At 33.7% G+C, this 13,361-nt stretch carries 9 protein-coding genes, 3 pseudogenes and 1 riboswitch; of the genes and pseudogenes, 3 read left to right on the top strand and 9 right to left on the bottom strand.

The genetic code is table 11. From position 1 onward, the window contains the following. Positions 1 to 544 precede the first annotated feature (544 nt). The 4 genes from ACLBWW_RS18650 to ACLBWW_RS18635 all read right to left on the bottom strand — a co-directional run bounded on the left by ACLBWW_RS18650 (position 545) and on the right by ACLBWW_RS18635 (position 6,992). Entirely contained in the window at positions 545 to 2,401 is a 1,857-nt protein-coding gene (locus tag ACLBWW_RS18650; RefSeq protein WP_447614161.1) for an alpha/beta fold hydrolase, read from the bottom strand. Between the two features lie 58 nt (positions 2,402 to 2,459). Next, positions 2,460 to 3,026 (bottom strand): TetR/AcrR family transcriptional regulator, encoded by a 567-nt coding sequence (locus tag ACLBWW_RS18645; protein ID WP_141501801.1) that lies wholly within the window; start codon positions 3,024 to 3,026, stop codon positions 2,460 to 2,462. Between the two features lie 184 nt (positions 3,027 to 3,210). After that, the gene (locus ACLBWW_RS18640; RefSeq protein ID WP_372469824.1) at positions 3,211 to 4,416 is read right to left on the bottom strand and encodes a M20 family metallopeptidase; all 1,206 of its coding nucleotides are present in this window, start codon (positions 4,414 to 4,416) and stop codon (positions 3,211 to 3,213) included. A gap of 88 nt (positions 4,417 to 4,504) precedes the next feature. Then, a riboswitch (SAM riboswitch) is annotated at positions 4,505 to 4,607 on the bottom strand. 75 nt (positions 4,608 to 4,682) lie between these two features. After that, the gene (locus ACLBWW_RS18635) at positions 4,683 to 6,992 is read right to left on the bottom strand and encodes an AAA domain-containing protein (protein WP_141500212.1); all 2,310 of its coding nucleotides are present in this window, start codon (positions 6,990 to 6,992) and stop codon (positions 4,683 to 4,685) included. Positions 6,993 to 7,103: 111 nt separating this feature from the next. Between ACLBWW_RS18635 and ACLBWW_RS18630 the strand changes: the two genes are divergently transcribed. Both ACLBWW_RS18630 and ACLBWW_RS18625 read left to right on the top strand, forming a co-directional pair. Further along, the gene (locus ACLBWW_RS18630; RefSeq protein ID WP_001145281.1) at positions 7,104 to 7,496 is read left to right on the top strand and encodes a VOC family protein; all 393 of its coding nucleotides are present in this window, start codon (positions 7,104 to 7,106) and stop codon (positions 7,494 to 7,496) included. Between the two features lie 736 nt (positions 7,497 to 8,232). Then, positions 8,233 to 8,892, top strand: a pseudogene (locus ACLBWW_RS18625) (hypothetical protein); the annotation flags it as partial. 123 nt (positions 8,893 to 9,015) lie between these two features. Here ACLBWW_RS18625 and ACLBWW_RS18620 read toward each other — a convergent pair. Beyond that, positions 9,016 to 9,432 carry a hypothetical protein gene (locus tag ACLBWW_RS18620; RefSeq protein ID WP_240514569.1) on the bottom strand — a complete coding sequence of 139 codons (417 nt, stop codon included), beginning with the start codon at positions 9,430 to 9,432 and terminating at the stop codon, positions 9,016 to 9,018. 563 nt (positions 9,433 to 9,995) lie between these two features. Between ACLBWW_RS18620 and ACLBWW_RS18615 the strand changes: the two are divergent. After that, positions 9,996 to 10,127: pseudogene (locus tag ACLBWW_RS18615) on the top strand (DUF6241 domain-containing protein); the annotation flags it as partial. A 603-nt stretch (positions 10,128 to 10,730) separates the two neighbouring features. On the opposite strand, the gene ACLBWW_RS18610 reads toward ACLBWW_RS18615, so the two are convergent. From ACLBWW_RS18610 to ACLBWW_RS18595, 4 genes and pseudogenes are all read right to left on the bottom strand, one after another. Continuing rightward, entirely contained in the window at positions 10,731 to 11,036 is a 306-nt protein-coding gene (locus tag ACLBWW_RS18610) for a monooxygenase (RefSeq protein WP_048543651.1), read from the bottom strand. A gap of 255 nt (positions 11,037 to 11,291) precedes the next feature. After that, a complete protein-coding gene (locus tag ACLBWW_RS18605) occupies positions 11,292 to 12,041 on the bottom strand; it encodes a class I SAM-dependent methyltransferase (RefSeq protein ID WP_048543649.1) in 750 nt (249 codons plus the stop codon). Between the two features lie 370 nt (positions 12,042 to 12,411). Beyond that, entirely contained in the window at positions 12,412 to 12,918 is a 507-nt protein-coding gene (locus tag ACLBWW_RS18600; RefSeq protein WP_048543647.1) for a GNAT family N-acetyltransferase, read from the bottom strand. A 253-nt stretch (positions 12,919 to 13,171) separates the two neighbouring features. Beyond that, positions 13,172 to 13,288, bottom strand: a pseudogene (locus ACLBWW_RS18595) (ABC transporter ATP-binding protein); the annotation flags it as partial. Positions 13,289 to 13,361 lie beyond the last annotated feature (73 nt).

The following is a 13,361-nucleotide window of genomic DNA, read 5'->3' as shown; positions in this document are numbered from 1 at the left end:
CATAGTATGTGTATAGTTTTATGTTCAGAGAGGGAAATGTTATTAATACTTATTTGGATGCCCGATTTACTAATACCGGATTTTCCACCTTCTACTTATATTACTACATTATACCAATTTACTCATACTTACGCCTAACAAAATTTATCTTTTATACCTTCAGATCTTTAAAATAAAAGTCTTCTGTCTAAAAACGATAAAATAATTAAAGAACCTTATATGTTGCAGAAACTATCTCAAATCACGAAACATGTAAAACAATACAGAAAAAACTATAAAAAATTCACAATTTTTTAATTAAATTTTACTAATTGTTATTAACGGGGTACAGTCCCATCGCTATCAACCTAATAAAACAAAATACCCCCTAAAATTAAAAAATGAGCTGACTTCTCAAAATAAATAACTATAGAGAAAGAAAATTTTCATTTAGGGGGTACTTCAAAACCTTAGCTTGATGGTGATGGGGCGGGCTCCCACACAGTACGATTTTATTTCAAAGACACAACGATCTTACTACAAACTTTTTATTTATCTCACACTCTCATCCGATAGTATTACTATTTTTTATTACTAATGTTGCCGTTTCACTCGGATGGCTAAGAGGAAAATGATGGCCATATGGAACAAAATCAACCTTACCAAGATGCGATGGAGCAGAATAACCTCTGTCATAATCCCCCCAAATAATGTGAAGATTATACTTTGTTACTTCATTGAAATCACCTTGATCGTTTTTCAGTAGTAAACTGTTAAGCTGAACTGTAGTATTTAATATTCTAGGAGAAGTAAAACTGTTACTTATTTTTTCGATATAATGTTCAGGGATGCTCTCCATACTTTCAAACAAACCATTACTTAATAAATAACGCCCTATCAAATTAGTAGTTGCCAATTTTAATGTCCATTTGTTCATAAATTGGGGAACATTTAGCGATTTAGGATTTTTTTTAGCAATAGGCGGCTGAAGTAAAGTGATTGAATACTTCTTATCTATGTACTCTTGTACCAATGCTTCCAGAAGAATAAACGCACCGAATGAATGACCAATTAGATGTGCACCATTAGTAGCTTTCTCTAATAACTTTTTCACTACATTCAAATAGATATCTAGAAGATTTTTCTCTCGTTTAAAAGGAGAACGTCCCAAACCTGGAAGATCCAAGATCCATACAGGTTGACCAGTTTTTTCATGAAGCTCTTGTGCTAAAGGAAATAAATCCTCTCCATCACTCAATAAACCATGTAATAAAATAAACGGTTTACCCTCTCCTTGTAATTGGTAAAGGGTAATGTTATCACATAATGTTCGTTTAAATAAATGATTATGCTGGCCATTTTGATGCATCATTCGATAATCCAAATCAGCTACTACGGCAGGGAAAAATTTCATTACACTCGTCTCCTTAAACCAATCTCCTCCCATAATTTTTTTCGCTGAAACATTTGAAAATTTTCGTTTTGTAATAAAATTCAGTCCATCAGAAGGAATTTTTGTTATTTTACTTACTCCACTATTCATAATTGCTTTCATAAGTGGCATTGGGACAGAGATTTTTGGTGCCCTCATATTCATACTTTCCGACATAATACTTAATAATTCAGCAATGTTCTGATCGTGCTGTTTTTCTTCAACAAGTGTATATGTTTGAATAGTCGGTTGCTCCAATCTGAAAACCTGCACAATAAACTTCGCAAGCTCATCGTTTGAAATAAGTGGTAACCTATATCCCTTACCTCCAGGAATCACTGGCATGAGCCCTCTTCGCATACTCATCACCAGCAAACCTAATCCTGCTATCTGCTCTGTACTCCCTGTTTTACTACTACCGACTACAGTTGGCGGATTAATTACAGAAAGCGGATAACCTACTGCTGATGCCTGCTGACGGATATAGAGATCTGCTAAAAATTTTGTTCTCTCATATGGATTTTTTATTTTCAAATAATTGTTTCCTTCTTGAAACACATCAATTGCAATCTTGCTATTTTTATCATCAAAGGGACTCATATAACCTACAACATGAATAAATTGTTGCAAGCCCTTCAATTGATGAATGCTTTTAGCTAATTCACTAATATGTTTTGCGCCATTTAAAAATACGGAAGCTGCCTCTTTACTTGTCGCTTGAATATCCATGGGGCCTCCTGCGTGAATAATCACATCCGTTTTCAATACCCTCTCCTTATCTTCAGCACTTAGACCTAAATCTATTTTCGTCAAATCACCTTCAATAAAGTGCATAACTGCCTTTTTTAAGATGCCTCTTTCTTGAAAAAGGCGTATTGCTTTACTTTTCGACCTTACTAAAAGAAGAATTTTAACATCCTCTTTGGCTAATTCTTTCACTAATTGCTTTCCAATAAAGCCTGTTCCACCAATTAAAAATACTGTTCTCATATAAGATCTCCTTTTTAGTACTATTCAGTACTAATCTGATGTAAAAAAAATGCTTCTTTTATCGAAGCAATTTTAAAAAATGATCTGCTGTTTTCGTGATTACAGTTGCATCTTTCAATGTTTCTGAAATAAATAACGCTCCTTCAAGATTTGTAATAAAAAGTGATGCAACCTCATCAATATGAATCGTATTTCTGAATTCTCCATTCTCTACCCCTTGTTTAAGTAATAGAGAAACTTTCTTTTGTAATCCTGTAAAAAAAAGACCTATTTTTTCTTTTATTTGCGTGGCCTGTGTAGGACTTTGAATATAAAGAGTAATAAATGGACAGCTCCCCCTATACTCTCTCGACTGAACTCCTTGTGATAATTGCTTTAAAAACAGTTGGATACGATCTTCAACTAAAAATTGGCTCTGAGAAATTACGTCATCAATTGCAGATTGATACATTTCAATCCAATAATCAACGACCCCTTCTAATAATACTTCCTTATTAGAAAAGTGATAATACACATTAGACTTTGAAACTTTGCTTACACGTACTAATTCATCCATACTTGTATAAGCAAATCCTTTTTCTAAAAATAATGTTGCAGCTACTTCAATCACACGTTTTTGATTCATTAATTTTACCTTTGTCATAACTAGAACTATATAGTACTAGTTTAAACATTGCAAGTATTTATGTTCATTTAGAAAAAAGTTTGATTAAAAAATTCTACTAATATTGATTTTACTGCAAAAAAATCTTAGCATCAGTGTTACGCAAAAAAGAAAAGGAGTGGATCCCCCCACTCCCTTTAACCATCTACCCCTGATTCCTCTGCGCCTCTCTAAACTCTTCCTTCACCTTCTCTAACAGCCCTTCTTCCGTAATTAATCGATACGCTGTATGTGCTAGTGCTTTTGCGGATGTAATTAATGCTTTATCTCCTAATTCTGAACGTGCTGCTTCTCTAAATTCATTCGTATGCGCAATTAAATCGTCTGGACCGATTTTAATGTACGGATGAATGGTCGGTACGACTTGGCTTACGTTTCCTGCGTCTGTTGAGCCAATGCCAAATCTTTCTTTCCGATTTACGTCTTCACCTTGTAATTCTAGTTCTTCGGCTACGACGTCATTAAATGTTTTTGTTACGAGTAGTTCATCGATTTCATTTTGGAATTGATGAATTTTCACTTTCGTACCTGTTGCTAACGCTGCTCCTTGGGCGATATTTTTTACTTTTTTTGTTACTTCCGCACATCTTTTTCTCGTCGCTGCGCGGATGAAGAACCTTGCTGCAGCGTAGTCAGGAATAATGTTAGGTGCTTTTCCGCCTTCTGTAATAACGCCATGAATTTTCACATCTGACGGAAGTTGTTGGCGAAGTGCGTTAATGCTGTTATACAGCTGAATAATCGCATCTAATGCGTTAATTCCTTCTTCCGGTGAAGCTGCGGCATGAGCTGTTTTTCCGTAAAAATGAAAATCAAGTGGATCGACTGCTAATGAAGGGCTCGTTGGCGCTGTTTTTCCGCTCGGATGAATCATAAGTGCCGCATCAATATCTTTAAATAAACCCGCTTTTACATAACTCGCTTTCGCACTACCATTTGGTCCGCCTTCTTCAGCTGGCGTTCCAAACACGACAACTTCTCCGCCAATTTCTTCAAGCGTTTCTGATAATGCGATTGCAGCCGCAACGCTAATTGTGCCAATTAAATTGTGACCACACGCATGACCTAGTCCTGGTAAAGCGTCATACTCAGCTAAAAATGCGATAACTGGTCCTTGTTTTCCTGAACTTTTTCGCGCGATAAAACCTGTTTCATGTCCAGCTATATTGTGTTGTAATTGAAATCCTGCACTCCCTAGCAATAAACTTAACGTTCTTGATGCGTAAAACTCTTGGTTACCAATCTCCGGATTCGCATGAATATCGTGACTTGTTTCTATGTACTTTTCCTTATTTCTTTCAATACTCTCTTCAATTGTTTTTCTTTGTGACGTTACTCCAGTCGCTCCCATTTTTCTTCCCCCTTATATTTTCACGTAAAAAAGCCTCTTTCTAAAAGATAGAAAGAGGCTTCTGCATATACAGTCAAAATGAGCTTCTTTCTTATCTTTCAAGTTACCTTGCTGGAATTGGCACAGTATTCATAAAAGAATCCGCTGCCGAGGTGTCATAGGGCCAGTCCCTCAACCTCTCATGATAAGAATTTTCATAAGATTATATTAAATTATATTCATTCTATGTTCATTCCGATTAAAAGTCAAGGAATTCCTATCCGAATTTACCGAATATCTAAAAACCCTTTTAATACACCAATTGTTTCTGGTGCTTGCAGTCTTGCACATACGTATGGAAATTCGGTACTACCTTCAAACATCATTTGAGATGTGAGCGGTGCGCCTGCCCAGAAGATTTCATCATCGATTACGATAAACGGGAATGCTTTATTTTGTCTTTGTAACTTTACATTTTTTAATGGAACTGGTCCATCACTATACACCGTTACTTGCGCATTCGTACGCATTAATACTTGCCATACTCGTTTATCCACTTGCTTTGTACTCGGAAGTGAAATAATAATTTTTCGTTTTGCCGCTAAAATATCTTTCAATAATCCTTTTGGCTCTTCAAGATTCATTTCCATAAACCAGCGTAAACGTTTCGAAATTTTTCGTTCCCATAATTGTCTTGATGTTGTACGATCATACACATCTCCGTGACGTTCTATATGAGCTGTTAATTGTGATAACGCTTGTTTTCTCGAAAGGTTTTTACGCATATAATGACAATCTGATAATTGAATGAACTTCCCTCTCGCCCTTGTCACTGCAACGTTGACGAGGCGATGATTTTTATGGTCAAAGAATAACACGCCAGGTCGTTCTTGCGGATAACTATCAACCGTATCAAATATCATCATATCTCTTTCCGAACCTTGGAATTTATGAACTGTTGCCGCTAAAACTGGTATGTTTTGATATTTCGTTCTCTGCAACATTTCTCTAATACACGTTGATAAAAAGCGGGATTGTGCCCTGTAAGGTGTAACAACACCGATCGATTGTACACCATCTAACAGTCCGATTAACATCATTTGCATCGCTACTAAACCAGACATAATGTTAAATCGAGAACCAGAAGCAGCGTCCTTTAACGAAAAAGCTCCCATTAAGCTCGTATCAAATAAAACACTTGCCTCATTTGCGAACGGTTGCAATCGCGCAAGTTCCTTACGCTCTGAAACAGACGGATGGTCGTATACTCTATTTTTATAAATAAATGAGTTTGTAAACTTCGATATATCCGCATGCATACGCCTTTGTTCCTGCAACATAAATAGGTTCGGATGTGCTTCTGATTTATTGACAGAATCAACAATCCCGGCATGGTAAAACATATCTTCCCCGAGCCATTTTCGAACGAGTTCATGGTTCGCCATCGCAATTGGAGGTAACTGTAAAAAGTCCCCACAAACGACGATACGTTTTCCAAGTGACGCAGCTAATGCAATTTGCGGAACATATGCCATACTCACTTCATCTACGACAACTAAATCAAATGTACGCTCATAAATAAGTGAATCAATGGCACATTTCGATAAAGTTGCGCCAATTACTTTTGCATTTTCAATGTATTCTTTTTCTACTTCTTTAATTTTCGCTTTTTGCTTTCGAAGATCACTTTCAATCTCTTGTATACGCTTCTTATCAGCAGAAGTCGCTTTATATGATAAAATCTTTTCACGAAGATCTTGTCGTGTTTCCTCTAAGTAGAGTCTTTCTTCTCCCCATGATCCGTTCGTCGTTTCAACTAACTTAGACGCAAGTAACGTTTCATGATTTCGTATATGTTCATGTTGACTATAACCGTAGCGAACAATTTCGCCAGGCGTCCATTTCTTTTTCTTCTCAATTTGCTTCGTTACTTCACTCATTAATACGTCCACTGCCGCATTACTATGAGCTAATACAAGTACCGATTTTCCTTTTTGATAATGCGCCGAAATAATACGTGATAAATTGTAAGACTTCCCTGTTCCAGGTGGTCCCCACACGTACGTTGTCGGATTGTAAAACGAACGATACGCCAATTCATTTTTCGGATTTTTCATCTTCTCAATATGTTTCGGACTGCTCGTCCCATCAACAAGACGCTTTATACGATTACGTTTTAGCTTATCTTTATGTGCCTCTTTCAATCGCTCTTGTAGTTGCTCTAACAATTGCCACGGTTCACTGTATAAAACAGCTTCTCGTATTTCACCTTGTATATAATCATTTAATTTCAGTTCTATTTCTAATCCATGTACAGATAATACTTCTCCTGTCGCTTCCTCACCATCAAACTCAATTCGAATTGGTGAACCTTCCGGTAAGCTTACTTCCGATATGAGCTGAAATACGTATACTGTACTTTCATAATCTGTATATAAAAAACGACCGTTCATGATAGAAATTTTACTACCACCTATCGTTTTCCAATGTTTAATTTCATACGCTAATGCATAATGCCACTCTTTCATCGTTGCCGATAATGAAGGAGTTTGAGTAGGTGTATTCATCGTATAATCTCCTTCCTTCTCCCCAAACATACTTTCTCACTATACCATATAACACGCTAAAATTTGTAAGGTTTTTATCTTGCTTATTTTCTTAATTTTCAATAATATATTGTATATAATTTTCAGAAAGAAGGAATCTACATGCCAGTTAGAAGAATCGAACACGTTGGACTTATGGTTGCAAACTTAGAAACATCTATTTCATTTTATGAAGAAGTAGTTGGCTTACAGCTCATTAAACGTATGGGGCACCCGAATCCAGACTTAAAACTCGCTTTTTTAGGTGTAGAAGAATCGAAGGAAACGATACTCGAACTCATTGAAGGTTATAACTCTTCTCTTCCGGCAGAAGGAAAAGTACATCACATTTGCTTTAAAGTGGATTCATTAGAGGATGAAATCGAAAGACTAAAGAAACAAAAAGTAACCTTTTTACTTGGAGAAGAAATTGAAACATTACCAGATGGAACACGTTACATATTCTTCGCTGGTCCTGATGGAGAATGGATTGAGTTTTTTGAAACGGAGAGATAAAGTGGGACTTTAGGATAGAAAAAGAGCCGGAATTCCGGCCCTTGTTTTTAACCAGTAACAATGAAACATACCTCTAACCTAAGAATTTATCAAGATTAAAAACACAATCATTTTGTTAGGAGCAGAGAATGATTAATACAATCTATATTATTATTTTTTGGATCCTTATACTCTTTCCAATCCTTTATGTAATCAAGATAAAGCATTGGAATTTAAAAGTAGTTGCCGTATTTGTTGGATTCTTCTTGGTTGATAGTAGTATAACATTATCATGAGTGCTTTTAAATGCTATTATGCATATATATAACTTTTATTATATCAAGTTTGTAGCTATGTTTTTTCTTCTTATATATGGTGCACACCTTGAAATTGTATAATGTCCTTCCATAAATCCTCCCTCATTGAAGTAGAGCGAACATCTATACTAGGAAAGAAAAAAGGAACATTTTAATAATAGAACTAGATTTTATAGTAAAATAGATACCATCGTATGAATGTACATTTTAGATATGGGCCCAATGAACCATGTGCTTATAGAATTGAGAAAGACCTTAAAATAAATAAGTTGTTTATTTTAATACTGTAATGCTTCAAGCAGTATAGTTGGGAACGTCAGGAACTTAAATGATTCAATAAGATTCAAACTATATAAAAGTTAAAGTATACGACTCAGGAAAAGAAGGTTTTGTAGTGTGCTGCACATTCAAGAATTAATTCTTACGTAGGGAGTGCTTATATGAAAAGATTGAAACATGTAATATTACTAGTATTATGTTTCTTATGTCTAAGTGGTTGTAATCAAGAAAATGGAGCTGAGGTACAAGATTATATAAAAAAAAAACACGGTATTGATGTTGTTGTAACAGATTGGAGCCCGATAAATGAAAATAATGGTGGTAATACATACCATACTGTGCAAGAAAAAAATAACAAATATCTAAAATTCCGAGTAAAGGTACAAGGTCTCCTCTATTCATATCCAGTAGGTGATGAATACCAATATGGAAAAAAAACATATGAGGAATATAAGGAATTCAAACCAACACTAGAAGAAATGAAAAAATTAGGCTACGTGGAATCTGAAACGGAAAATGCTCTTCAATATATTTTAGATAGTAAAGATCCAGATGAAGGAAAACCAACTAATGAATTATTATTAACTTTGCAAATGAGTAACGAGATTGACTTTAGCCAATTGGATTCAGTAGAATTAGATCGTTTATATGCTCTATTTCAACTCATTCAGGAGGGTAATAAAAAGATAACAGAACTAGAGATTAAGGATCAAAATGGTGAATCTTTAGGCGGACCTTTTAAAAATGTACAAAAAATAATAACAAAAGAAGAACTGTTACAAACAATGAAATCTACGATGTCAGATGCCATAAACAAATATTAAGGATAGTTTATAGAATAAAAATTATTGTATCTACTCTATTGATATTTTTATATTTGGAGAGTAGATAGTAAATGGTTGAATGTAAAAGGGAGATTTCAAATTGAATTCTCCCTTTACATTTTACTTGAAAAATAATGTCCCCTTATAAGTTTCGATATAGATGCGTCCTTCTTTTTCTTCTTTTATTTCGCTATCAAAATATTTTATCCAATCAACAATCCCTCGATCACTTTCTGTGACATTTTCTCTTACATATAGATATGAATGAATTGATTTATAAAAAGTATAGTTAGTTAAAAGTCTTTGACCAAGAGAAATAGGAGTATCTGAATTTGGAGTCTCTTGAATTATATATGGAGATGGGAGAATGTTATTACTGTTAACATGTACATAATATTTGGATTGATTAATGGCCCATTTTAGCCATATTATTTGAACTATTATTATAATTATGGTTACCGTTTTTTGTGTTTTTTTTAAATTTTGTCCTGTAAAAGAGTAGTAGATAAAAATCGGAATAGTAAATAAACCAACCAAAGCTACCCATTTGTCTATTGGTGCACAATTTGTTCAAAGTCCCACCTCTTTTCGATGTTTTAATATAAATAAAATGTTAATTCTACTCATAGATTATTGTATTCATTAAAGATTTGTATAGGAAATTTTGCTTTGGAATGCTAAAATGGTTTCTATTTTATATTTATTTAAAATAGAAAATCTGAAAAAATAAATCCAAGCTATAAATATCCTTCTAGTACAAGGATACTATTCTTTACAATTCAATATCTTAAAGTTTCTCTACGACTAGCTTTTTCAATTTTAATCTATACGTATTTTTATATAAATGCACGGATGCTAATAATCTTGATAAACGAGTAAAAATTAAAAACGTGTTTTGAAAAAAGATTGAACAAATCAACCTAAGATTCTATTCTATATTTTTTTAGCTGCGTAATCACCATAAAAGTAAGTGACCCTTAACTCATCGTATTTAGGAGTAGCAATTATAGTGTATTTGCCATTTTCATCGACTTCAAACAAAGCTATGTTACTATATTCCGAACCCACAATATGATCTAGATTTGAATCATCTACTAACCTCTCAATCCATTGAGGAGCATAATTTATTTTGGGAATGGGACAATAACAGCACTGGTAAGGCATACAAATTAGCGACACCGGAACAAGAAGAAGCATACATTCTAGAACGAGCGAAGTCTGAAAAACAATAAAGGGGTATTGTCACATCGGTATCAAACTAATAAAAAGAGATGCCCCTAAAATAAAAAAACACGCTACTCTTTCTGTAGATTGATAGGAAAGGATACCGATGAGATATTCCCTCTATTTGTCCCGTATCGATACGCCAAAGCAATAACAAAAACGGACCTGTTATCAGGTCTTTTCTTGCATTTTCTCTGTTATACCCCTTTAAAAACTACTTAAGTCATCTACCTTTAGTTACCTCTGGTTACTAATTAACAGTTATGTTCATAAATCTGCAACACGTATAGACAGGTATATATGTTATAATTTCTTTAGCAAATTAAAATAAATTTGCATTTCCTGTGCCCCTTACCTCCCAGTAAGGGGCGTACCCTTTTATACATAATTATTTCAATACAACTTTTTTCACAGTACTTTCCCGTCAATTTCACAAATATAAGAACCCTCATATGTTAGACTTAGTACAACCTTTTCTAAGGAACTATATGCCGATACACAAATCCTTATTTATATAGGGATTTTTTGCATAAAACATAATAAGACATAAAAGAAGAATTCAAAAAAAGAAGGAGATTATCCCCTTCTTTTTTTGAATTATGTTTCCCTCATTATTTACTATAACCACGATTCAGTTTCGTTAACTTTTCATTGATGTGAAAAATTCTTACTCTAATATCTTTAACACCAGATGCTTGAAGTCTATTCTTGTGCATTTCTCCATATTTTTCAGCATCTTGTTTTTCTTCAAATACATAGATACCTCCAGCTTCTTTCGTTTCTTCATTCTCCGTCCATATTTTCCAATGGAATCCTTCTTCTTCATTAATACTTTTTGCTAAATCCAAAAATGCTTTTTCCATTTCTTCACCAAAAGGACCTTCAAACGGAAAATCAACTTGCAATAAATATGCCATTTTCACTCACTCCTATGTTCAATATTTTCAATTCGAACGCAAATAATATCTTAAATGAGTACTGCTATTATTCCTGCACTCATTTGAAATTCCACCTGCATTTTCACAACCCTTTTTATAAAATAATTACAAAATGATAACAACTTGAACGCATACCGTTTAGCGGCCTTAGGTTATGTTAAAAAAACAGCCATCCCTTAGTGAAACGGCTGTTTTCGTAATTCAATAAACGCTCCCAGATTGCGGTATATATTTTTAAATATTATTTTGTTTTTTTGACTTGATTATAATAAAAGATGGACTTCGCGATTCGTTTATTAAATCTGGCATTTTCTCTATCCCTGCCAAAGTTGATTGTGGTTCGATTATTTTATCCAGCGAAAACCCGTGTTCAATTAAAGTATTTATTAATGTGGCAACTGTTCGATGATAAATAACCACACTATCGTCAACAAACCAGTTGTGTACTCTGATTCCTTCTTCTTGATAATTATCTAATGCCCAGTGTGATTTATTACCATCCTCAGTTTTTATCCAATGGTTGCTCCCTTTGCGAGCTGTTGCTATTGGGTGTTCGGTTGAAAAGATAAATTCACCACTGCTTTTTAATAGTTCATTAATCTTTTGAATCATTGCCGAGTAATCTTCAATGTAATGTATAGAGAGGGAACTTATAATCAGATCAAACTTTTGATTGGTTAGTCCCATATCCTCCATAGGAAGACACATAAATTCTATGTTATCATCCTGATTTAACTTTTTAGCACGTTCAATCATATTTTTGGATATGTCTACACCTACTACGTTTTTTGCACCATTTTCTATACAATACTTTGAAAAATGACCATCACCGCAACCCAAGTCTAATACCGATTTTCCTTTCAAACACAGAATTAATGATTTGATTGCTGGCTGTTCTATGAAGTCATTAGCGTTTATTCCACTTTCACGCAACGCTGTGTAGTTTTTGAAGAAATTCGGATTATCGTAAACATTTTGTTTCACTTACATCACTCCTCTGATAAGTTTTTCATAGATTAAGCTGACTTCTGTTTCCAAATTATCATACTAACCATAAAAATTTTGTCATCCTTTTATTATAGTAATGTTTTTTAGGAAGATATCTCGAACTCAATACTTTCACAATCTTGCCCGTTTGCTGAATAAACTGCTGTAGATACTATACTGTATTAAGAAAACTAACCTTTATTTTAATTTTTAAAAAAATCTTACATGAAATTAAACTTATATAATGTTAGCTTGATGGGCATAGAGCACCGCCCAGATTTTAATTATTTTATAGACCAAGCAATTCTCAAAAAAGGATAGCAAAATTTTAATTATGATTTTGATTTAAACAATGCGTTCTGAGACACTACTCTTCTTCTAAAATAGCGTAATAATATTCATCCCACCATTCATTTCCATGGGGGATACACTTCCTGAAATATCCTTCTCTTCTCATTCCAATTCTCTCCATTAATCGATATGACGGGGTATTTTGTGGCTGACATGTAGCTATAATTCTATGTAATTTCATTTCCTTAAACCCATATTTTAATGTAGCTTGTGCTGCTTCAGAAGCATATCCTTTATTGAAATATTTAGGATTGAATACCCACCCAATCTCATAAGTATGCTCACCAAAATATTTATGAAAAACAATATGACCAATCAGAATATTTCCATCTACCAGTATCACAGGAAAGTTCTCTGCATTTTCACCCATATTTCTATTTACAAAGTTTCTTGTATCTTCTTCAGTAAAAACTCCTTCGGGTATGTATTTCATAACATTGCTATCTGATGTATACTCATGGACAGCTTGCCAATCTTTGAACTCAAAATTTCGTATTAATAATCTTTCTGCTCTTATAAACATTTACTTTTCTCCTCTCAAAAAATCGTTTCTTTATTTCAAATCCACATTCAACCCTTAAACTAAAAAGAACTTGTAGAAATCTCTGCAAGTTCTTTTTAGTTTAAGGTGAATATATGGGACAGACAGACAAACTATCTTACAGATTCATTATAGAAACTACAGGAATAGTACTTTGACAAACATATCATATAACAAATATTAACATTTGTATATTTCAAAAATTATGTTAATTGAGAACAAAAATAGCTTTTTCTTAACTATTCTTAATTTCGTTTAATACTAACTTCATTTTACTTAAATAAAATGCTCGATCTGATTTTTTTGCAACTTCTTGTGAATGAGTAACAACAATTACGCATTTTGTTGATTTTAAATTAAAGTCTATTTCTCCCTGATGGTTCCCCTTTTTATTAAGTCAAATCTACCATGTTGTGTATATAAAG

It is taken from the genome of Bacillus sp. M5A3_1b, assembly GCF_053345335.1.
This window is presented reverse-complemented; position numbering and strand designations above follow the sequence as displayed.